Source organism: Martinezella sp. CNPSo 3890 (genome assembly GCF_057784455.1).
Genome location: NZ_JBXSOR010000022.1, coordinates 19,734 through 40,590, shown reverse-complemented (window position 1 = coordinate 40,590; position 20,857 = coordinate 19,734). Strand labels below are relative to the sequence as shown.

The 20,857-nt window shown below is 60.0% G+C and carries 23 protein-coding genes and 1 tRNA gene; 13 read left to right on the top strand and 11 right to left on the bottom strand.

The window, feature by feature from the left end; translation table 11 throughout:
- Positions 1-7: 7 nt before the first annotated feature.
- Positions 8-895 carry an LOG family protein gene (locus AC13RC_RS30860; RefSeq protein WP_145322300.1) on the top strand — a complete coding sequence of 296 codons (888 nt, stop codon included), beginning with the start codon at positions 8-10 and terminating at the stop codon, positions 893-895.
- A 71-nt stretch (positions 896-966) separates the two neighbouring features.
- Here AC13RC_RS30860 and AC13RC_RS30855 read toward each other — a convergent pair whose 3' ends face one another.
- Positions 967-1,662, bottom strand: a complete 696-nt coding sequence (locus tag AC13RC_RS30855; RefSeq protein ID WP_145322302.1) for an EF-hand domain-containing protein — start codon at positions 1,660-1,662, stop codon at positions 967-969.
- Positions 1,663-1,775: 113 nt separating this feature from the next.
- The gene (locus tag AC13RC_RS30850) at positions 1,776-2,480 is read right to left on the bottom strand and encodes a pyrimidine 5'-nucleotidase (RefSeq protein WP_145322304.1); all 705 of its coding nucleotides are present in this window, start codon (positions 2,478-2,480) and stop codon (positions 1,776-1,778) included.
- Between the two features lie 217 nt (positions 2,481-2,697).
- Between AC13RC_RS30850 and AC13RC_RS30845 the strand changes: the two genes are divergently transcribed.
- Entirely contained in the window at positions 2,698-3,468 is a 771-nt protein-coding gene (locus AC13RC_RS30845) for an isocitrate lyase/PEP mutase family protein (protein ID WP_095433830.1), read from the top strand.
- 66 nt (positions 3,469-3,534) lie between these two features.
- Here AC13RC_RS30845 and argB read toward each other — a convergent pair whose 3' ends face one another.
- On the bottom strand, positions 3,535-4,422 hold the full coding sequence (gene argB / locus AC13RC_RS30840) for an acetylglutamate kinase (protein WP_015338657.1): 888 nt from the start codon (positions 4,420-4,422) through the stop codon (positions 3,535-3,537).
- A 286-nt stretch (positions 4,423-4,708) separates the two neighbouring features.
- Here argB and AC13RC_RS30835 point away from each other — a divergent pair, with 286 nt between their 5' ends.
- The 3 genes from AC13RC_RS30835 (at position 4,709) to AC13RC_RS30825 (ending at position 6,624) form a co-directional block, all read left to right on the top strand.
- Positions 4,709-5,248, top strand: coding sequence for a sigma-70 family RNA polymerase sigma factor (locus AC13RC_RS30835; protein ID WP_488559517.1), 540 nt, complete (start codon positions 4,709-4,711; stop codon positions 5,246-5,248).
- The gene (locus tag AC13RC_RS30830; RefSeq protein WP_092715039.1) at positions 5,245-5,958 is read left to right on the top strand and encodes an anti-sigma factor; all 714 of its coding nucleotides are present in this window, start codon (positions 5,245-5,247) and stop codon (positions 5,956-5,958) included. The genes AC13RC_RS30835 and AC13RC_RS30830 overlap by 4 nt, the downstream gene beginning before the upstream one ends.
- A 108-nt stretch (positions 5,959-6,066) precedes the next feature.
- The gene (locus AC13RC_RS30825) at positions 6,067-6,624 is read left to right on the top strand and encodes a fasciclin domain-containing protein (protein WP_488559502.1); all 558 of its coding nucleotides are present in this window, start codon (positions 6,067-6,069) and stop codon (positions 6,622-6,624) included.
- Between the two features lie 73 nt (positions 6,625-6,697).
- Here the strand turns inward: AC13RC_RS30825 and yihA are convergent, their stop codons facing one another.
- Together yihA and AC13RC_RS30815 are read right to left on the bottom strand one after the other, a co-directional pair.
- A complete protein-coding gene (gene yihA, locus AC13RC_RS30820) occupies positions 6,698-7,357 on the bottom strand; it encodes a ribosome biogenesis GTP-binding protein YihA/YsxC (protein ID WP_113231905.1) in 660 nt (219 codons plus the stop codon).
- Between the two features lie 124 nt (positions 7,358-7,481).
- Positions 7,482-7,988: a DUF6428 family protein gene (locus tag AC13RC_RS30815; protein ID WP_145322759.1), complete on the bottom strand. Its 507-nt coding sequence runs from the start codon at positions 7,986-7,988 to the stop codon at positions 7,482-7,484.
- Between the two features lie 42 nt (positions 7,989-8,030).
- On the opposite strand from AC13RC_RS30815, the gene AC13RC_RS30810 reads away from it, so the two are divergent.
- The 4 genes from AC13RC_RS30810 to arsK are packed head-to-tail and all read left to right on the top strand — an operon-like array spanning position 8,031 to position 10,704.
- Entirely contained in the window at positions 8,031-8,384 is a 354-nt protein-coding gene (locus AC13RC_RS30810) for an ArsR/SmtB family transcription factor (RefSeq protein ID WP_488559501.1), read from the top strand.
- Between the two features lie 25 nt (positions 8,385-8,409).
- Positions 8,410-9,111: an aquaporin gene (locus tag AC13RC_RS30805; protein WP_488559500.1), complete on the top strand. Its 702-nt coding sequence runs from the start codon at positions 8,410-8,412 to the stop codon at positions 9,109-9,111.
- Positions 9,108-9,536, top strand: a complete 429-nt coding sequence (gene arsC, locus AC13RC_RS30800) for an arsenate reductase (glutaredoxin) (RefSeq protein WP_113330021.1) — start codon at positions 9,108-9,110, stop codon at positions 9,534-9,536. Before AC13RC_RS30805 ends, arsC begins: the two co-directional genes overlap by 4 nt.
- Positions 9,493-10,704 (top strand): arsenite efflux MFS transporter ArsK, encoded by a 1,212-nt coding sequence (gene arsK, locus AC13RC_RS30795; RefSeq protein WP_488559499.1) that lies wholly within the window; start codon positions 9,493-9,495, stop codon positions 10,702-10,704. Before arsC ends, arsK begins: the two co-directional genes overlap by 44 nt.
- Positions 10,705-10,795: 91 nt before the next feature.
- Here the strand turns inward: arsK and yidC are convergent, their stop codons facing one another.
- From yidC to rpmH, 3 genes are read right to left on the bottom strand one after another with little or no spacing between them, the layout of a single operon-like run.
- The gene (gene yidC / locus AC13RC_RS30790; RefSeq protein WP_488559516.1) at positions 10,796-12,598 is read right to left on the bottom strand and encodes a membrane protein insertase YidC; all 1,803 of its coding nucleotides are present in this window, start codon (positions 12,596-12,598) and stop codon (positions 10,796-10,798) included.
- Positions 12,598-12,999 (bottom strand): ribonuclease P protein component, encoded by a 402-nt coding sequence (gene rnpA / locus AC13RC_RS30785; protein ID WP_015338668.1) that lies wholly within the window; start codon positions 12,997-12,999, stop codon positions 12,598-12,600. The genes yidC and rnpA overlap by 1 nt, the downstream gene beginning before the upstream one ends.
- A 25-nt stretch (positions 13,000-13,024) precedes the next feature.
- Positions 13,025-13,159, bottom strand: a complete 135-nt coding sequence (gene rpmH, locus AC13RC_RS30780; protein WP_041677194.1) for a 50S ribosomal protein L34 — start codon at positions 13,157-13,159, stop codon at positions 13,025-13,027.
- Positions 13,160-13,578: 419 nt separating this feature from the next.
- Here rpmH and AC13RC_RS30775 point away from each other — a divergent pair, with 419 nt between their 5' ends.
- The 3 genes from AC13RC_RS30775 to AC13RC_RS30765 all read left to right on the top strand — a co-directional run bounded on the left by AC13RC_RS30775 (position 13,579) and on the right by AC13RC_RS30765 (position 17,481).
- A complete protein-coding gene (locus tag AC13RC_RS30775) occupies positions 13,579-15,585 on the top strand; it encodes a HAMP domain-containing methyl-accepting chemotaxis protein (RefSeq protein WP_113330023.1) in 2,007 nt (668 codons plus the stop codon).
- Positions 15,586-15,758: 173 nt separating this feature from the next.
- A complete protein-coding gene (locus AC13RC_RS30770; protein ID WP_113390017.1) occupies positions 15,759-17,279 on the top strand; it encodes a sensor histidine kinase in 1,521 nt (506 codons plus the stop codon).
- Between the two features lie 125 nt (positions 17,280-17,404).
- Positions 17,405-17,481: transfer RNA gene (locus AC13RC_RS30765), tRNA-Arg, on the top strand.
- A gap of 252 nt (positions 17,482-17,733) precedes the next feature.
- Here the strand turns inward: AC13RC_RS30765 and AC13RC_RS30760 are convergent.
- Complete coding sequence (locus AC13RC_RS30760; protein ID WP_113330024.1) at positions 17,734-18,174, bottom strand: MarR family winged helix-turn-helix transcriptional regulator; 441 nt, start codon at positions 18,172-18,174, stop codon at positions 17,734-17,736.
- 61 nt (positions 18,175-18,235) lie between these two features.
- Between AC13RC_RS30760 and AC13RC_RS30755 the strand changes: the two genes are divergently transcribed.
- On the top strand, positions 18,236-18,679 hold the full coding sequence (locus tag AC13RC_RS30755; RefSeq protein WP_113330025.1) for an SgcJ/EcaC family oxidoreductase: 444 nt from the start codon (positions 18,236-18,238) through the stop codon (positions 18,677-18,679).
- Between the two features lie 90 nt (positions 18,680-18,769).
- Here the strand turns inward: AC13RC_RS30755 and AC13RC_RS30750 are convergent, their stop codons facing one another.
- Positions 18,770-20,326 (bottom strand): MDR family MFS transporter, encoded by a 1,557-nt coding sequence (locus tag AC13RC_RS30750; protein WP_488559498.1) that lies wholly within the window; start codon positions 20,324-20,326, stop codon positions 18,770-18,772.
- Positions 20,323-20,772 carry a MarR family winged helix-turn-helix transcriptional regulator gene (locus AC13RC_RS30745; protein ID WP_113330027.1) on the bottom strand — a complete coding sequence of 150 codons (450 nt, stop codon included), beginning with the start codon at positions 20,770-20,772 and terminating at the stop codon, positions 20,323-20,325. The genes AC13RC_RS30750 and AC13RC_RS30745 overlap by 4 nt, the downstream gene beginning before the upstream one ends.
- Positions 20,773-20,857 lie beyond the last annotated feature (85 nt).

Genomic DNA, 20,857 nt, shown 5'->3' with positions numbered 1-20,857 from the left:
TGAATAGATGAGCAAGGCGAAGAATGGCAGGCTGAGGCGCAAGGACGGGGTTTGGGACCCGTTGAAGACGAGCTCGGCGGACAAGCAGCGGGCCGAGTCGGTGCCGCGCACGCCGCAGTCGATGTCGCCTTCCTACCGGCTTGCCTATGCCGATGAGGATTTCCTCTGCCGCGAGGAATTGCGGCCCATCCGCCTGCAGCTGGAATTGCTGAAGACCGAAATGTCGCTGACCGAGCGCGGCATCAAGTCGACTGTCGTGATGTTCGGCGGCGCACGTATTCCCGCCCCCGGCACCAATGCCTGGGCTGCCCGCAATGACGTGCAGCGCGCCAATCTCGAAGCCGCATCGGTCTATTACGAGGAGGCGCGCAAGTTCGCCCGACTCTGCTCCCGTTATTCCGCCGGCTTCGATTACCACGAATATGTCGTCGTCACCGGCGGCGGTCCAGGCGTCATGGAAGCAGGCAATCGCGGCGCGGCAGAAGAAGGCGCGCCCTCGATTGGCCTCAACATCGTGCTGCCGCACGAGCAGGCGCCGAACGCCTATGTGACGCCGGAGCTCAGCTTCAACTTCCATTATTTCGCGATCCGCAAGATGCACTTCATGGTGCGAGCCAAGGCGATCGCGGTGTTCCCGGGCGGCTTCGGCACGCTCGACGAACTGTTCGAATGCCTGACGCTCATCCAGACCGGCCGCATGGAGCGCCTGCCGCTCATTCTCTTCGGTGAAAAGTTCTGGCGCAGCATCATCAATTTCGATGCGCTGGCGGAGTTCGGCACCATCGCGCCAGACGATGTGAACCTCATCAGCTTCGTCGATACCGCCGACGAGGCCTGGAAGATCGTCGCCGATTTCTACGAGCACGACAACGGCCACCACGACAACGGGCACTGATAACGAAAGGCCCGCCGTCGCTTGGGCGAGGGCGGGCCTTTGTTCATGGGTTTGTTGCCGGAGCGATCGGCTTAGAGCAGCGGGCGGCCCGGCATGTCGTCAAGGTTGACGACGCCATCATGATTGCGATCCAGCCGGTCGAAGAGCTTGTTCATGGCGTCTTCGGCCTCCTTCTTGCTGATCTGGCCGCTTTGATCGGTATCGGCAAAGCGGAAGACCATAGCTTCGTGCATGAAGCGGCCATGCGGTCTGTGATGGCGATGGGCTTCGCCACCCTTGTCGTTGTCATTGTCGTTTTGAGCCTGATCGCTCTTGGACTGGTCGGCCGGAGCCTGATTGCTCTGCGCCTGATTGTCTTGGGTCTGATTACCCGGGGACTGATCGCCGCCCGAAGCCTGGCCATTTTGAGCCTGATTATCATCGGCTTTGGCATGCTCGGCTCGCCACTGCTTCATCTGCTCCTGGCGGTAGGCGCGATATTCGCCGGGGGTGATCTCACCGTCGTGGTTGACGTCGATCTGGTCGAAGATCTTGTCGACGCCAGCCTTGACCTCATCCTTGGTGAGCTTCGTGTCACCGGGATTGCCGAATTCCTTCAGCATGCGCACGTAAAGGACTTCGGGCGAAATATGCGGTCTGTGCCAGCGGCCGTGATGATGCCTGCCCCCACGGTCGCCATCATGCGAAGCGGCGAGCGCCACCTGTGCAGCACCGCCGAGAAGCAGGGTTGCGGAAAGTCCGGCCAGAAGAAGTTTTTTCCCGTTCATCGTTTTTCCTTTCGTGTCGAGGAATGATCAAACGATACGGTTGGCGGTCGAAAACGACCAATTAAACCTCTGTAAGGCGCATGAAACTTTGGTAACCACGTCCTAATGAACAGTTAAACCAGCGCTTTCAGAAAGGTAGTGAGGTCGTCGGTCACGTAGTCGATGTGGTCGTCTTCGCCGGTGGTCCGTTCCCACCATTCGACGACCGTCGTCTCGAGATTTTGCGGTACAAGAAGTACCGTCTTCATGCCGAGCGCTTTGGGTACCGTGAGATTGCGCGGCAGGTCCTCGAACATGACCGCCTTCTTCGTATCCACCCGATGAAGGCTCATGAACTTGTCATAGGTGCTGCCGGCGGGTTTTGGCACGTAGTCGGCCGCGACGATATCGAAAATATCGTCGAAGCCATCGAGGATGCCGAGTGCGCCGGCCGTTGCCTGGGCGTGTTTGACGCTGCCATTGGTGAAGATGAACTTGCGTCCCGGCAGTGCCTTGATGGCGGCGGCGAGCTCCGGCTGCGGCGTCAGCGCCGAATAGTCGATCGCGTGCGCTTTCTCCAGGAAGTCGTTGGGGTCGATGCCGTGATGGATCATCAAACCCTGCAGCGTCGTGCCGTGATCGAGATAATATTGCTTTTGCAGCTTGCGGGCCTCTTCGCGCTCCATGTGCAGAAGGGCGGAGACGTAAGCCGTCATGTTCTTATCGATCTGCGCGAAGAGATCGACATGATGCGGATAGAGCGTGTTGTCGAGATCGAATACCCAATCACGGATGTGGGAGAAATCGGCTGGCTCGGATAGCGTTTTTGTCTGGCTCATGCCTGTCTTATGGCACGCCCGCTCCGGACGGGGGAAGGGAAATATTCATGCTGCCGCATCTCAGCCATTTTGGGGAGATTGCCGTGCGATCTAATGCCGGCTATGATTTTACCATTGATTTCCGGGGTTTTACTCTATTTGCCATGTGAGGGAGAGCTTACGCTCTTTTGGGTCGCGGAGGAGAAATCACCCGGCCGGGCTTTTCGGAGGGGATGCGATGAGTCAGGTGGAAAAGGCGCAGGAATTCGCGCGGCTGCACAAGAAGGGTGAGCCGCTGATCCTTTTCAATATTTGGGATGCGGGTTCTGCCAAGGCGGTCACGGAGGCGGGCGCCAAGGCGCTGGCAACGGGGAGTTGGTCGGTCGCCGCTGCCAATGGTTTCGGGGACGGCCAGGCAATCCCGCTATCGCTGCTGGCGGTGACCGCCAGGCTGATTTCGGTGACGAGCCCGTTGCCTCTGTCGGTCGATTTCGAGGGCGGTTATGCCGTCGAGCCTGAGGAAGTCGCCGCCAATGTCGAAAAGATCATGGATCACGGCGCCATCGGCATCAATTTCGAAGATCAGGTGATCGGCGGCCAGGGTGTTCATCCTATCGAAACGCAGGCAGCACGCATCCGCGCCATCCGCGAGATGGCCGATCGCCGGGAAATGCCCTTGTTCATCAACGCTCGTACCGATCTTTTCCTGCAGGAAAGCGATACGGCGCATCATCAGCTGCTGCTGGACGATGCCTTTCAGCGCGCCGATGCTTTTGCCGAGGCCGGTGCCAGCGGTTTCTTCGCGCCGGGCCTGGTCGAACCGGATCTGATCGGCGCCCTCTGCGAACGCTCGCCTTTGCCTGTTAACATCATGGTGCGGCCGACCACGCCGGACAATGAGACCATGGCAAGACTGGGTGTCAGCCGCATCAGCTATGGGCCGGCTCCCTATCGTTCGGTCATGGGAATGCTGAAAAGCGAGGCTGAAGCGATCTATCGGCCGTCCTGACGAGCCCCTCGGCGCTTCGCAATCTCGTTTGCAGAGCGCCTGAATTTTCTCAATGAGTGTGCCCTATCAGGGAACGATCAACGTGCCCGCACCGCGCTCGGTGAAGATCTCGAGCAGCACGGAATGGGCCGTCTTGCCGTTGAGGATAACGACGCCCTGAACACCGGCCTTGATGGCGTCGATGCAGGTTTCGACCTTCGGAATCATGCCGCCGGAAATCGTGCCGTCGGCAATCAGCGCATGGGCCTGGGCGACGGACAATTCCTTGATGAGCTGGCCCTGCTTGTCGAGGACGCCGGGAACATCCGTGAGGAAAAGCAGGCGCGTGGCACTGAGCGCACCGGCGATCGCGCCGGCAAAGGTATCGGCGTTGATGTTATAGGTCGCGCCGTCGCGGCCGGGGGCGACCGGGGCAATGACCGGAATCATCTCGGACTTGGCAAGCAGATCGAGCAGCGTGCGATCGACTTCGACCACTTCGCCGACGAAACCGAGATCGAGTACGCGTTCGATGTTGGAATCGGGGTCCTTGATGGTCTTGCGCGCCTTTTCGGCGAAGACCATGTTACCGTCCTTGCCGCAAAGGCCGATCGCCCATTCGCCGGTTTGGTTGATCAGCGCGACGATTTCCTTGTTGATCGAGCCGGCGAGCACCATTTCGACGATCTCGACCGTCTTCTGGTCGGTGACGCGCAGCCCGCCTTCGAACTTCGATTCGATTCCCATCTTTGTCAGCATGGCACCGATCTGCGGGCCGCCGCCATGGACGACGATCGGATTGACGCCGGACTGCTTCAGGAGCGCGATATCGGCCGCAAAGGCCTTGCCAAGTTCGACATTGCCCATGGCATGACCACCATATTTCACGACGATGGTCTTGTTTTCGTAACGCTGCATATAGGGCAACGCCTGTGCGAGCAGGTTGGCTTGGAGTTCGCTTTGGGCTTCGGACATGGTGCACCCTTCGAAATTGATCGCGGCCTTTTATCTCAAGTTTTTGACAGAGGGAATAATGATCTCGGGATTAAAGCATGTCGCGCAAAGGTGTTCAGCGGTTTTGCGACAACGATATGCGAAAAATCAAAGACCTACAGCGCGAAAAGTGCATCTGAAAGATCGCACTGCACTTTCGTTGACGCTATGTCACATTAGCGTCGCCGAAATTGATGGTGCGGATGCGTTTGCCGAAGCGGAGTTTTCTTCTAAAGATGGTGCAGGCGTTTGTACCCCGGGGATTTGGATGGCGAGCGAGGAGACGGAAGCGCTAATCGGCCGCATTGCCATGCGCGACCAGAAAGCCTTTGCCGTACTCTACAAGCGTACCAGCCCGAAACTTCTCGGTGTTTGCCTGCGCATCGTTGGCAACAAGGCGGATGCTGAAGAGGTTTTGCAGGAGGTCTATATCAAGGTCTGGCAGCGGGCCGAGCAATTTGCTGTTGCGGAAGGGCCGGCAATGGCCTGGCTGATGACGATCGCGCGCAATCGCGCCATCGATTTCGTCCGTGCCCGCAAGCCCGTAGCTGACGAAATAGACAGCGCTTACGATCTCGCCGACCTGGAACCCGGCCCCGAAGAGCAAGCAATCGTGAAGGGAGAGGGAAGGCGGATTGACAGGTGCATGGAAGAGTTGGAAGCTGATCGTGCGCGGGCTGTTCGCAGCGCCTATGTCGAGGGCTTGAGCTACCAGCAGCTCGCCGACCAACACGCTGTGCCATTGAATACTATGCGCACCTGGCTGCGCCGAAGCCTAATCAGACTGAGAGAGTGCATGGACCGATGAGTACGCCCGATCAAAGCAAGGGAGGCCGCTCCCGCGATGAAGTCCTGGCCGGAGAATATGTGCTTGGCGTGCTTTCCCTGGAAGACCGGCAGAAGGTCGAGCGCCGCATGCGCAGCGACCGGCAGTTCGCCGCAATCGTCAGCCGCTGGGAGCAGAATCTCTCGGAATTCAACGAGGAATATGAGGCGGTGACGCCTGCGGCCGCCGTATTTCCGAAGATCGAAAAGCGGATTTTCGGCGAAGCGGCGTTCGGCGCCCATCTCTGGAATTCGCTGATGCTGTGGCGCTCGGTCGCCTTCGGCTCGCTGTTCTTGGCGGCCGGCGTACTCGTCTTCGCCATCACGAATGAAGGCGGCTTGCGCACGAGCCCGGGCAAGCAGCTCACCGCATCCCTTTCCGGCCAGAACAGTCCCTTCAATCTCCTCGCCAATTACGACGTCGCCAATGGGCGCCTGAAAATTACGCCGGTCGCCGCCGGCAAACCCGAGGAGAAATCGCTGGAGCTCTGGCTGATTCGCGGCAGCGATCCCGCCGAGGCGCTGGGCATACTGCCACCGACCGGCGATGGCGAAATCGTCTTGTCGCCGGAGCTTCACGCCAAATTGACTGAAGGCGCCATCATCGCCGTCAGTGTCGAGCCCTTTGGCGGCTCGCCGACCGGCAAACCAACGGGCGATGTGGTTGCTTCCGGCACGATCCATTTGCCCTGAGGAATTTCGCCTCCCGAAAAACGATCGCGGCTGAAACTCTCTGACAGCATGCTCCGTATCTTCTTCCGACCCCGCCTGATCGGGGCACCAGAGAGGAAGAGGTACGTTATGATCAAGACTGTGTTTCGCATTGCCGCCGCTGCCGCAATCCTGTCGGCCGCAAGCAGCCTAGCCTATGCCAAGGACCCGATGGTGGGCGGTGCTGCGATGTATGCCAGCAAGAACATCATCCAGAATGCCGTCAATTCCAAGGATCACACGACCCTGGTCGCAGCCGTCAAGGCGGCCGGCCTCGTCGATACCCTCGAAGGCAAAGGCCCATTCACCGTCTTTGCTCCGACCAATGAAGCGTTCAAGCAGCTGCCAGCAGGCACGGTCGAAACCCTGCTGAGGCCTGAGAACAAGGAGAAGCTGGTCAAGGTGCTGACCTGCCACGTCGTCGCCGGTGATGACATGGCCGCCGCCATCAAGAAATGGGCAATGAGCAAGGGCGGCGAATACGATCTGAAGACGGTCGGCGGCTGCACGATCAAGGCCGTGGACAAGGGCGGCAAGCTGACGTTGACCGACGAAGCCGGCGGCATTGCCCATATCCGCATCGCCGACGTCAAGCAGTCGAACGGTGTGATTCATGTCGTCGACAAGGTGTTGTTGCCGAAGATGTAATCCTTAGCGGCAACACGGTCGCCGTCGCCTTATGCGGGGTCGGGGGCGGCGGCCTCATTCGACCGGTCGGTCTTCAGACCTGGATGCCGACCGTCAGGCCAATGGCCTCGCGCAATTCCTGAAGGCCAGCGCCTTTTTCCGATGAGGTGGCGAGGATGCCGGGATAAGCGGCGGGGCGCTTGCGGATTTTTTCAGCGGTATCGGCTAGCAGCTTCGGTATGCCTGCTTCCTTGATCTTGTCGGTCTTGGTCAGCACGATCTGATAGGAAACGGCAGCTTTGTCGAGAAGGTCCAGGACCTCCGCATCGTTCTTCTTGATACCGTGGCGGCTGTCGATCAGCACATAGACGCGCTTCAGCGTCGTGCGCCCGCGCAGATAGTCGAAGACTAGCTTCGTCCAGGCGTCGACCTGATCCTTCGGCGCTTCGGCATAGCCGTAGCCCGGCATATCGACCAGAGCCATCGGCGGCAGATCGCCGCCCTCGCCGGAAAAGCCGTCGGGAACGAAATAGTTGAGCTCCTGCGTGCGCCCCGGCGTATTCGAGGTACGCGCCAGGCCCTTATGCCCGACCAGGGCATTGATCAGCGACGACTTGCCGACATTGGAGCGGCCGGCAAAGGCAATTTCCGGCGGCCCTTCCGGCGGCAGAAATTTCATCGACGGCACGCCGCGGATGAAAATCCACGGACGCCCGAAAAGCGGCTTGTCGTCTTTTGTCGTCTGATCTGCCATTTACTCAGTCTTTTGCTTGAATGAGTGGATTGGCTTCGAGGTTTTATCCGCGAAAGTCAAGTTTGGATCGGCATTTGGCTTCGTGCCGCCGGGCTTCGATGCCGCCTCAAAGAGTCGGTAATGGCTAACCGCAACACGTGACGGCATTTGCTGGGCCACAGCAAGCGGCCGCTTGAGCGACCAGCCACCGGTCACGTGGCTTGCAGCTAGCTGCGCGGGGAATGAGGTTGACATGCACCGCACCGTTACCGATAGCGGGAGTCGATGCGCAGTAGAGCTGCATCGGCTGCACCCCGTCGCTTACCTCAAAGGTCAGCCTTGCGGAACCGTCGAGCTGGACGTGCTCGGAAACTTTGCGGATGATAGCGGCGAATTTGCCCGCTGGCATATGCGTGCGGTTGCCTTCATCGATATCCCAAAGCTGCACGAAAATCTCCGCCCATGTTTCCGGATTGGCCCCGCAGTCCAGTGCCGAAAACTGCCCGGCTTTGACTTCTGTGACATGATAGCCTGGCCTCACCGGCCGTCCGTTATAGCGGAATACAAGGGGCAGATCGTGGGAAGCGGCCAAGGTCTCAAGCAGAAAGCCGATGCTGATATCCGAAGCTGGGGTCTTGTCGATCGCATTCATTTGAGGTACTCCATATTTCAACATTTCAAGGATTATTGAAATATGGATGAAGGTCAAGCCCTCGCTTCGTTCGGCGCTCTCTCTCAGGAGACCCGCCTGCAGATCGTCCGCATGCTCGTCGTTGCTGGACCTGACGGCATGGCTGCGGGCGCGATTGCGGAGAAGCTCGGCGTATCGCCCTCGAATGTCTCATTCCATCTGAAGGAACTGGAGCGGGCCGGCCTCATTGGCCAGCAACGGGAATCCCGCTCTATCGTCTACACCGCCAACTACCATGTGCTCGGAGGTCTCGTCCGCTTCCTGATGGAGGACTGTTGCGCGGGGCACCCGGAGGTCTGCGCGCCGGCGACGCAAGTCGCTGCCTGCTGCGCACCAGCTGCGAGAAACGTTCCATGAATATGCTGATCTCGGGCCTGAAACCATGACATCTTTTCCGCTTTCGCGCCGTCTTGTCTCTGAGGCCTTGGGCACGGGTCTTCTGGTCACGACGGTGGTCGGTTCGGGCATCATGGCGGACAGGCTGACGACCGATACGGCGCTTGCGCTGCTCACCAATACGCTGCCTACGGGTGCGATCCTCGTCGTGCTGATCACCGTCCTGGGGCCGATATCCGGCGCTCACTTCAACCCGGCCGTATCGCTGGTCTTTGCGATACGGCGCGAACTCACCGCGATGTCGGCTTTGGGCTATGTCGTCGCCCAGATCCTTGGCGGGATTTTCGGAACGATCCTTGCGCATGCCATGTTCGAACTGCCGTTGCTGCAGGCCTCGATCACCATTCGCAGCGGCGGCGCGCAATGGCTGGCCGAGGTGACGGCCACCTTCGGCCTTGTCTTCGTCATCCTCGCCGGCCTGCGGTTTCGCGCCGACGCCGTGGCATGGCTGGTCGGCCTCTACATCACGGCTGCCTACTGGTTCACCGCTTCCACCTCTTTCGCCAATCCGGCTGTCGCAATCGCCCGCTCGCTGACGAACACCTTCGCCGGCATCCGTCCTGTCGATCTGCCGGGTTTCATCGTCGCGGAAATCCTCGGCGCATTGCTGGCGGTGTTGCTCGCGAGCTGGCTGCTGATGGAAGCCCGCAATCCTCAAACTCTCGCTGAAACGGAACTTGCCCCATGACCATGGATGTCACGATCTACCACAATCCAGACTGCGGCACCTCGCGCAACACGCTGGCGATGATCCGTAATGCCGGCATCGAGCCCACCGTCATCGAATATCTGAGCAATCCCCCAAGTCGCGATGATCTCATCAAGATGATAGCCGATGCGGGTTTGACTGTCCGGCAGGCGATCCGCCAAAACGGCACGCCCTATGCCGAACTCGGCCTCGACAATCCGGACCTGACCGATGCCCAGTTGCTCGATGCCATGTTGAAGGATCCGATCCTGATCAACCGCCCGTTCGTCGTCACGCCCATGGGCACGCGTCTGGCCCGGCCTTCGGAAGTCGTCCTGGATATCCTGCCCGATACGCATAAAGGCCCGTTCGCCAAGGAAGATGGCGAACAGGTTCTCGATGCTGACGGCAAACGCCTTGTCTGAACGGGTGCCTCTTCTTGCAGTGCTTGCGCTCGGCATCACGCAGATCATCGGGTACGGCACTCTCTACTACAGCTTCAGCATCCTCGCGCCCGATATGGTCGCGCAGTTCGCGTGGTCGAGTGAATGGGTTTTCGGTGCGCTGTCGGTCGCGCTTCTGATCGGCGGCCTCACCGCACCGTGGCTCGGCGTGCTTTTCGACAGGCTCGGCGCCGCCCGGGTGATGACGATCGGCTCCCTCATGGCGGCTGTCGCCCTGGCCGCCTGTGCCTTTGCGCCCAACAAGGCAGCCTATGTCGCTGCACTTGTTGCGATCGAAGCTTCCGCCAACCTGGTCCAGTATGGCGCGGCCTTTGCGCTGCTCGTGCAAATCCGACCGCAGGTCGCCTCCCGCAGTATTACCTATCTGACGCTGATCGGCGGATTCGCCTCGACAATCTTCTGGCCGATGACCACGGCACTTCATGCGCATCTCACATGGCAGAACGTCTATTTGGCTTTCGCCGTGCTCAACCTCTGTATCTGCCTGCCAATCCACGCCTGGTTGTCGCGTCAGGGAACCACGCACGGGTCGAAGGCAGCGACCGTAGCCCCTCGCGTCGAGGGTGTGTTGCCACCTGCTCGCCGTCGCCTTGGCTTTGCAATCATGGTTACGGGTTTTTCGCTGATGTCGCTGGTCAGTTCGGCCGTTCTGGTGCATCTGGTGCCGCTGCTGTCCGGCCTTGGTCTTAGTGCGACCGCGGTTCTCGTAGGGACGCTCTTCGGCCCATCGCAGGTCGGCAGCCGCCTCACCAATATGATGTTCGGCAAGAACCTGCCAGCACTCCATCTGGCCGTGATCGCTTCGACGCTGATTCCGGGCGGGCTGCTGGTGCTTCTGCTTTCGGCTCCCTCCGTGCCCGGCGCAATGGCCTTCGCGATAATCTTCGGCATGGGCAACGGCCTCCTCAGCATCGTCACCGGGACGCTGCCTCTGCATCTTTTCGGCAGTGACGGCTACGGGAAGCTTCAGGGGAAGATGATGGCGGCGCGGCTGATCCTTTCAGCTCTTGCCCCGTTCGCTCTGGCCTTTGCGATGGAGAACATCGGCATCACGCCGTCACTCGCCGTCACGGCCGCTCTCGGCGGGCTTTCCATCGTTGCGCTATCTTCGATCGCAGCATTGCGATGACCATTATGGGCGGCGCATCGGTGCTGGGGGTGGCGTCGATCGCACCTGCCGCTGGATAAAGAAAAGCCCCACCGAAGCAGGGCTTTTGTCGTCATTTCGATGGTGCCGGTTTTCGTTTGAAGAGGCCCTTCAGATTGTCGAAGAGCTCCACCTTCACGCCGTGGCGCTTCATGATAATCGACTGCTGGATGACCGAGAGCGTGTTGTTCCAGGCCCAGTAGATCACGAGTCCGGCCGGGAAGCTTGCCAGCATGAACATGAATACCAGCGGCATCCAGTTGAAGATCATCGCCTGGGTCGGATCGGGAGGCGTCGGGTTCATGCGCATCTGCAGGAACATGGTGACGCCCATGATCAGCGGCCAGACGCCGAGATGCAGGAAGGTCGGAGCCGCGAACGGCAGCAGGCCGAACAGGTTGACGATCGAGGTCGGGTCCGGAGCCGAAAGATCCTGGATCCAGCCGAAGAACGGCGCATGGCGCATCTCGATGGTGATGTAGATCACCTTGTAGAGCGAGAAAAAGATCGGGATCTGCAAGAGCACCGGCCAGCAACCCGCGATCGGATTGATCTTCTCTTCCTTGTAGAGCTGCATGGTCGCCTGCTGCAGGGCCATGCGGTCGTCGCCGAATTTGGCCTTCAGCTCCTCCATCTTCGGCTGCACGCGCTTCATGTTCGCCATGGAGGCATACTGCCGGCTGGCGAGCGGGAAGAAGAGCGCCTTGACGACGATGGTCGTGCAGAGGATGGCGACGCCGAAATTGCCGAAGTAGCGGAAGAAGAAATCCATCAGCTTGAACATCGGCTTGGTGATGAAATAGAACCAACCCCAGTCGATCAGGCGGTCGAAGCGCGGGATCGAATAGCTGGTCTCATAGCGGTCGATGACCGGAACTTCCTTGGCGCCGGCGAAGACGAGGTTCTTCAGGTCAATCGACTGGCCGGGGGCTACCGTGATCGCATCCTGCTTGTAGTCTGCCTGATAACGCGGCGTGCCATCCGCGAAGTGCGAGAAGCGGGCGTCATAAGCGGTCGACTGCGGCGGCACGATGGTTGCAGCCCAATACTTGTCCGTCATGCCGAGCCAGCCGCCGGTCGCCTTGGCGGGCGTCGTGGCTTCCTTTTCGGTAGACGCATATTTGGTCTCGATCAGGCCGTCATCGCCGATAACGCCGATGAAGCCTTCATGCAGGACGTAGGCGGAAGGCGTCTCGGGCTTGTTGTAGCGGGTGACGCGGCCATAGCTCGACAGCGCAATCGGCGCCTGGCTGGCGTTGGCGATCTTGTCGGTGATCGTGAACATATAGCGATCGTCGACGGAGATCGTGCGGCTGAAGGTGATGCCCTTGTCATTGGTGTAGGACAGTGTCACCGGCGTCTTGTCGGTCAGCTTGTCGCCGCTCGTGAGCTTCCACAGGGTCGAAGGGCCTGGGACTGCGCCGGTCGCATCGCTGCCAACATAGCCGAGTTCGGTGAAATAGCCGTCCTTGGTGTCGGCCGGGCTGAACAGGGTGATGATCGGGCTGCTCTTGTCGACCGTCTCGTGATAGGCCTTCAGACGGAGATCGTCGAGGCGAGCGCCTTCCAGGTTGATGGAGCCGGCAAGGGCCGGCGTATCGATGACAATGCGCGCGGATGCGGTCTTTTCGACGGACTGGTCACGGGTGAGGACCGCCGAGGTCGTCTGGCCATTCGCCGGCAGCGAACCGTTGACCGCAGTGCCCGCGGGAGCTGGCTGCGTCGTCTGGGCCTGCTGCGCCTGCTGGTGCTGCTTGGCGGCTTGCTCGGCCTGACGCTGCGCTTCAAGGCGCGGGTTCATGTAGAAAAACTGCCAGCCGAGAACAATCAGCACAGACAGTGCAATTGCAATGAAGTAATTGCGGTTGTTTTCCATCATACTTTCCTGGAGCGGTCCTTTTCCGACCGCCGGTGTTTCGGCCTGGTTTCGATGCGGCTTACGAGTTCGCTCGCCAGTTTTTCGAAAGGCGCGGTCAGCACCTCGCGTCGCGCGACAACCACATAGTCGTGTCCGGGCTGCATTGCAAATCCGGCGTGAAGCCGCACGGCTTCTTTCAGCCTGCGCCGCATGCGGTTGCGCTCCACCGCGTTGCCATGTTTTTTGGTGACGGTAAAACCGACGCGGGGTTCGGCGTCGGCGGTCTTGCGATCCAGCATTTCGATGAGAAAGAAGCTGCCTCTGCGCTTCTCGCCTTCGCGGACTGCAAGAAACTGCGGCCGGCTTTTCAGCCGCCCGACAGTCTTTTTGGGTCGTTCATTCGTCAATTTGCCCGCCATCCTGGATTATCGGGCACTTCGGCCCTTAGGCCGAAAGACGCTTGCGGCCGCGGTTACGGCGAGCGGAAAGAACCGCACGGCCGCCCTTGGTGGCCATACGCGCACGGAAGCCGTGACGACGCTTGCGGACAAGCTTGGATGGTTGGTAGGTACGCTTCATTTATTTAAACACCGCGGAGTGCGGCCCTTCTTGAGCTTTGCTTTGAATAGCAAGGAGCGTTGTTGATTATGGCGAACGGACTTGGCCCGCAAAAGCAGGCTCCATGACCGGACGTGCGCGGGCTTATACGGATCAAGGCCCCGGAAGTCAATTATAGGAGCGCAGATTCCTCGAAATCAGGCAAATTCGCGCCAATCGGCCGCGGCAACGTGCTTGGGCGGCAATGCTCGCCGGAATGTGTGCGCAACTTTAAATATAGATTGAGGATATTCTAAAATATATGGAAAGTATAGTTAGGAATGCCGTACGTTTAGATTTAAAATACTTCAATATAACGTTAATGATTTTAGCCGATATCTAGCTCTATGTCGTAAAACCCATCGATTTATGGGGGATGGGATCTGCGCCGGAGGGGTATTGTGAAAATTCGCGGCAAAATAAATCTGCTTGTATCTGTCATGGCCGGGGCGGCGCTTCTGATTGGCGCCACTGCCCTCTATGCATTGCATCAATATGACCAGAAATTACAGAGCTATGAGCAGACGGCGAGCCGCGCTTACATGGGCGAGCGCCTGAATCGCTACGTGACCGCAGTGGTCATGGAGGCGCGCGGCATCTATGCCGCTGCCGCGGCAAAGGATTCCAAACCCTTTGCCGATGGGCTGATGGCCGATCTCGACGAAATCGACAAGGTGCTGACGAGCTGGGCGCCTCTGGTGCCGGAGACGCAGAAGCCCGAATTCACCAAGCTGCAGGCCCGCGCCCAGGAGTTCCGCGTCTTTCGCACGGAAACGGCCAGGCTCGGCGTGACCGATGGCCCGGACGCCGCCGGCAAGCAGGGCAACAACGAGGCGAACCGCGCCAACCGCAAGGCTTTCCAGGCCGAGATCGATGCGATCGTCCAGACCGACAAGGCGGAGCTGGCGAAAGCCGAAGCCGAGATTGCAGCTTTTCATAGCAACGTCTTGTGGGTCGTCCTCGGCATCATGATTGCCGGTATCGTGGCGGGCGTCGGCCTCGGAGCCTATATCGGAACCGTCCACCTGAGCCGCCCGATCCGCAAGGTGACGGATGCGATAAAGAATGTCGCCAACGGCCAGTTCGATATCGAGGTGCCGTTTGCCGGCCGCCGGGACGAAATCGGCGAGATGGCCGCGGCCGTCGACGTCTTCAAGGAAAACGGCAATGCCGTGCGCCGCATGAATGCCGAAGAAACAGCCATGCGCGCCAAGAGCGACGAGCTTCAATCGAGCATGTCTCTCGCAGTTTCTGCCGCGGCAGCCGGCGATTTCAGCCAGCGCATCGAGAAGGACTACGGTGACGTCAATCTCAACCGCTTCGCGCGCAACGTCAACGAGCTCCTGATCAGCGTCGACACGGGAATCGGCGAGGTCCGCCGCGTCATTGCAAGCCTGGCTGACGGAGATCTGACCCAGGCGATGAAGGGCGAATTCCAGGGCGCCTTTGCCGAGCTGCAGCAGAACGTCAATACGACGCTTGCGACGCTGAAGAGCACCATGAGCGAGGTACGCGCGACCACTGGTTCGATCAACTCCAACACCAACGAGCTCCGCCACGCCAGCGACGACCTCTCCAAGCGCACCGAACAGCAGGCGGCCGCCCTGGAGGAGACCTCGGCGGCGCTCGATCAGATCACCTCCGTCGTGCAGAATTCCACGGAGCGGGCGCGCGAAGCCAGTGTCATGGTGAGCGAGGCCAAGGACGATGCGGCCCGTTCCGGCACGGTCGTTCGCAATGCCATCGACGCCATGGGACGCATCGAGCAGGCATCGGGCGAGATCAGCCAGATCATCGGCGTGATCGACGATATCGCCTTCCAGACCAATCTTCTGGCATTGAATGCGGGCGTCGAGGCCGCACGTGCCGGCGAGGCAGGCAAGGGCTTCGCGGTAGTTGCCCAGGAAGTACGCGAGCTTGCGCAGCGCTCCGCAACAGCTGCCAAGGATATCAAGGCCTTGATCGGTAAGTCCGGTGGCGAGGTGCAGATCGGCGTCAAGCTTGTGCAGGCGACCGGCGAGGCGCTGTCGTCCATCGAAGCGCGTGTCCTCAAGATCAACGACCACATACACTCGATCGCAACGGCGGCGCGCGAGCAGGCTACTGGCCTGTCCGAGGTCAACAACGCCGTCAACCAGATGGACGAAGTCACACAGCGCAACGCCGCCATGGTCGAGGAGACTTCCGCCGCGACCCATCGATTGGCAGCCGAGGCGGATGGGCTTGTCCACCTCGTTTCGCGCTTCAAGGTCGACGCAGCCAATGTTTCCGCTCCCGTTCCAGCGCGCCCCGAGACGCATCGCCCGGCTGCTTCGCCGGCCCGGCGCATGATCGACAGGGTCGCGACTGCATTTGGCGGAGGAGCGCTTGCTCCGGCTGCCGCTGCGCAGGGCTGGGAAGAGTTCTGATCCTGCCGATCTGATCTCACCGATATGAGGCTGGCTGCGGCGCTTGGGCGTCGTTGCCGGCCTTCGTCTTGCGTCAAAATCCGGAGCCGATTGGAAAAAAGCCGACAATCGCCTATTATCTAGTTTCGATCAGGTCGCATCAGATCGCTTTGCGGCGAAGCGGGACAATTGAAATGGACAGTGGGCAGGACAAGGGTGCCGTAAAGGACGGCAAGGTTGAAAAAAGCCGCCTGTCCCAGCTTTGCCGTCCCACAGGCATTTTCGGCGGCCTCTCCGGCAAGCTTCTCATTCTCACCGTCGTTTTCATTTCGTTGGCGGAAGTGCTGATCTTCGTGCCGTCGGTCGCCAATATGCGGCTGCGATGGCTGGAGGATCGGCTGAACACCGCCGCTGCCGCCGCCATCGTCATCGACGGCCTGCAGCCGGCCGAGTTGCCGCGTGCTCTGCAAAAGGAGACGCTGATGGCGACTGGCACGCGGGCCATCGTCCTGCGCAAGGACGGCACGTCGCGCTTGCTGGCGACGGCCGAGATGCCAGCCTCCGTCGATGAGAAATACGATCTCAGCGACGTGTCGCAGCTCACCGCCATCAAGGATGCGCTCGATACGCTGCTGTTCGGCGGCAATCGCATCATCCGCGTTTTCGGCCCTGTCGGCGGCGATGCCAACACCGGTATCGAGGTTGTGCTGAAGGATACACGTCTCCGCAATGCGATGCTTGCCTATTCGACCAGCGTCTTCTTCGTGTCCATCCTCATCTCGCTGTTCACCGCAACGCTGATCTTCTTTGCGATCAACCGCATGATGATCCGGCCCATTCGCCGGCTGACGGACAGCATGCAGGCCTATTCCGATGATCCGGAGGATCCCGGTCGCGTTCTCGTTCCCGATAAGGGCGGCGATGAGCTTGCTGTTGCCGGACGCCATTTGGCCTCGATGCAATCGCAGCTGCAGAAGACGCTGAAGCAACAGAAAAATCTTGCCGCCCTCGGCCTCGCCGTGTCGAAGATCAACCATGACATGCGCAATATTCTCTCGGCCGCGCAGCTGATGTCGGACCGCCTGGTCGATGTCGATGACCCGATGGTCAAGCGCTTCGCCCCGAAGCTGCTGCGCACCATCGATCGTGCCGTCGGCTATACGACCGAAGTTCTTTCCTTTGGCCAGACCTCCGAATCGGCGCCGCGCCGGCGCAAGATTCGCATATTCGAGCTTGTCGAGGAGGTCCGCGATATTCTGGCGATCGATCCGGATAGCGGCATCGAGTTCATCGAACAGCTCAGCCCCGACCTGGAGGTCGATGCCGACAGCGAGCAGCTGTTCCGCGTCATTCATAATCTCTGCCGCAACGCCCATCAGGCGCTGATCGCTTTCGGCGAGGCGGAGCCCGACAGCGTCAGGCGGATCACGGTTTCGGCGCATCGAATCGGCAGTGTCGTCAGCATTACCGTCGACGATACGGGGCCGGGCATGCCGCAAAAGGCGCGAGAGAACCTGTTCACGGCTTTCCGTGGTTCAGCCCGCTCGGGCGGCACCGGCCTTGGCCTGGCAATCGCCCGTGAACTCGTCCTTGCCCATGGCGGCACCATTGCGCTCGTCGAAAAACCGGCGGCCGGCACGCAGTTTCGCATCGAAATTCCCGACCGCCCGGTATCCCTCGATGACTACCGCAGCAGAAGCCTCCAAGAAAACTGATTGTTTTCAGCTGCTTGGCGTCAATATGCACGAAAATCGCGATCTTTTTCAGAAATCCACTTGCATTCCCTCAAGGGAGGCTTTAGAGAACCGCCCACGCCAACGGTTTCTTCCGTTTCGGCCACGCACCCGTAGCTCAGCTGGATAGAGCACCAGACTACGAATCTGGGGGTCAGGAGTTCGAATCTCTTCGGGTGCGCCATTTTTTCACTATTCCAGAACAAGCTTGGCATCTTCTTATCTAAAGCGTATCGCGATCCTTGAGATTCGCTTCTCGCGCGTTGGGTCTTTGATATTGCGCAGTCGCTGCAGCAAAGCCGCCGAACACTTCTGCGCGACATGTCTTAGCTTCGACCTGCGCAAGCATTCGCAATAGCCTGTGATGTCCATGCCGCTGCGCGGTCGGCGCTGTCAGCGATGTTGCGCCGCCTGAATATCTGCCTGCTTCTTTGCCTTAACGAATTCTGGGCTGTATGTCCTCCTTTGCCGCGATGGTCCGCAGGGCGGTGCGCAATATCTGATAGGCTTGCTCTCCCAACAGCTCACGATATTGCCGTTCGATCCCGTCGTTAAATTCGTGAACGATTTGCATCACCTGCCGCGCCTCCGGCCTGGCGGTGACGAGCTTGGCGCGCCTGTCCGTAGGAACCGGCACCCGCTTGACATAGCCAAGACGTTCCAAGTCATCGATCAGTTCGCCCATTGCGGCCTTGCCCATGCCCGCCCTTTCGGCAAGTAGGCTGGCTCTGGTTCCTTCTTCATCAATATTGGCAAAGACTGCGCCATGCTTCGGTCTGATGGCTGGATGACCGCGCTCGTGCAGTGTCTGGATGAGCGCCTGTGCGGAAGCCTGGTAGGCGTAGAGCAGAAGTGATTGCGTGTAGGGTGTTACCATATTTCCAAATAAGTCCGGTTGCCATATAGTATGGTATTCATACTAAAGGAGGGAGTGTGAGATGTCACTGCATCCGGACGTTGGACAGGCCGCGCAACAAATCGTTGATGCGTTCGTTGCCGCATGGAATAGCCACGATGCCAGCGCCTTTTCCGCGATATTTGCGCAAGACGCCGATTTCACGAACGTATTTGGAATGAAGGCAACGGGCCGATCATCGATCGAGCAGTTTCATAGGCCCATATTCGAGACGATGTTCAAGGACAGTCAGCTCAAAGCCACCAAAACCCAAATGCGTCCTATCCGCTCCGATGTTGCCGCACTCGACATTCACTGGAGCATGACGGGCGCGCGCGATCCGCAAGGGAATGAATGGCCTGAACGCCATGGGCTGATCAACATGGTGATCGTGCGCGAACACGATGTCTGGTCGATCGCCGTCATGCACAACATGGACCTGCCCGAGGACGGCAAAGCGGAAGCTCAGCGTAAGCTGCAGAGTTGACGCACTCTTCAGAACCCAGCGAAGCGGGCGTCCCTGCGAATAAGCATGGGGACGCCGGACTACTGCTTCCGTGGCCATATTGTGCGCAGCTCAGCTTGGGCGTGCCTTTTCCAGCCCATGCTCCATCTTCAGCGGCAATTCCGGCAGAAACAACAGCACGATCAGCGCCAGCGCCACGATGGCTGTTCCCGTTGCGAAGGTCATGGCGATCGCGTGACGATAGAGTGCTATCGCGGCGGCATGAGCCTCGGGAGAGACCGTAGCGAGCTGTTTCATGCCAGCCTCGGTCAAGGACGATACATGCATCCCATCCAGCGCGCCGCCAGCGTTCTGAACGCGATAGGCAAGGATGGCGCCGGAGCCGGTAACGCCGATAAGGCCGCCAAGCGAGCGGAAGAAGGCGAGCGTCGCCGTCCCCACGCCGCGATGGGCTAGGGGCAGGGCATTCTGCACCGCGATCGTCATTGTGGGCATGACGAGGCCAAGACCGAGGCCGAGCGCAAAGACCGTCGGCTCGATGATCCAGAAGCCCTGGCTGGTGGCGGCCGCCCAGGCGAGCACGGCGAAGGCGGCGGTTGCGAGGCTGAGACCGCAGAGCTGCGCCGGCTTGTAGCGCCCGAAGCGATGCAGCAGCACCCGCCCGTTGACCATGGAGGAGATGACGACGCCGATCATCAGCGGGCCGGTGAGCAGGCCGGAATGCGATGGGCTGACCCCCATGACCATCTGAAAGAACAGCGGAAAGAAGAGGCTTGCGCCCAGCATTCCCATGAAGGTCAGGGCGAGCACGGTGCAGGCGACGACGAAGAGCCGGTTGCGGAAGAGATCGGGCGGCAGCACCGGCTCTGGTTCACGCCGGATGTGCAGAATGAAAAAGACGAAGAGAACGAACGCAAGGGCGGAAAGCCCGAAAATCTCAGGCGAATTCCAGGCCCATTCATTGCCGCCGAGGGCCAGCACCAGCAGGAAGCTGGTCGTACAGCTGGTCAGCAGCGCCGCGCCGAGATAGTCGATGCGGCGGCTGCGCGCCTGATGTGGCCGCTTCAGCGCCCGGCCGATCATAACGAGCGCGACGGCGCCGATCGGCAGGTTGACGTAGAAGATCCAGTGCCATGACAGGAGATCGGTGATGACGCCACCGGCGATCGGGCCGATGACGCTGCAGATGGCGAAGACGGCTGCGATCGAACCTTGATTGCGGCCGCGTCTGGCTGGCGGCACGATATCGCCGATGATGATCTGGGCCAGCGGCAGCAATCCCCCGGCGCCGATGCCCTGGATCGCCCGGAATATGATGAGCTGCGGCAGCGTCTGCGCCATGCCGCTCAGCACAGAGCCGAGAAGGAAGATGAGGATCGCCGCATAGATCATCGGCTTCCGGCCATATTGGTCGCTGAGCTTGCCGTAGAGCGGCATGGTGCTGGTTGAGGCGAGCACATAGGCGCTGACCACCCAGGAGAGGTGCGTCAGCCCGCCGAGATCGCTGACGATACGCGGCAGCGCGGTCGCGACGATGCTCTGGTCTATGGCACCGAGGCCGAGAACGATCATCAGTCCGAGGATGACGGCGCGAATCTCGCGACGATCGGGCGGGTCGCCTGTCGCCGGAGCGGATGGTGGGACAACATTCGGGCGAGCGGTATTCATTGTCCGATCTCCATGAGCGGTTCGATTGCGGCACGAATGGCGTCACGCTGCTGCGGCGACAGTTTGGCGAGTTCGGAGGCGAGCCAGTCGGTTCTCCGCCGTTTCAGGCTGCGGATGATGTCCTCACCTTTCTCCGTCGCCACCAGACCATTGCGGCGCCGGTCGCTCGGGTCCGGTTCCGAACGGGCGATGAGGCCATCCCGCTCCATGGCTTTCACATGCCCTGAAATCGTCGGTCCGCGCAGCTTCTCCATCCGCGCCAATTCGGCGACGCCGATGCCCGGTTGGCGCATGATGGCGACGAGCAACAAGGCATGCAGCGGCGACAGTCCGGCCTCGTCGCTCTCGCGCCGCAATTGTCGATGCAGGCGATGGAGGGCAGGACGCAACACCTCGGCCAGCGCGTAGGCTTCCTCGATTCCGTGATGACGGTCGGCTTTGCTCATCGATAGACTCGTTCACATCTAGATAGATAGGCTTCCTATCTATATACCTATCGTGCAGCATGTACTTGCGCAAGCAATAATATTG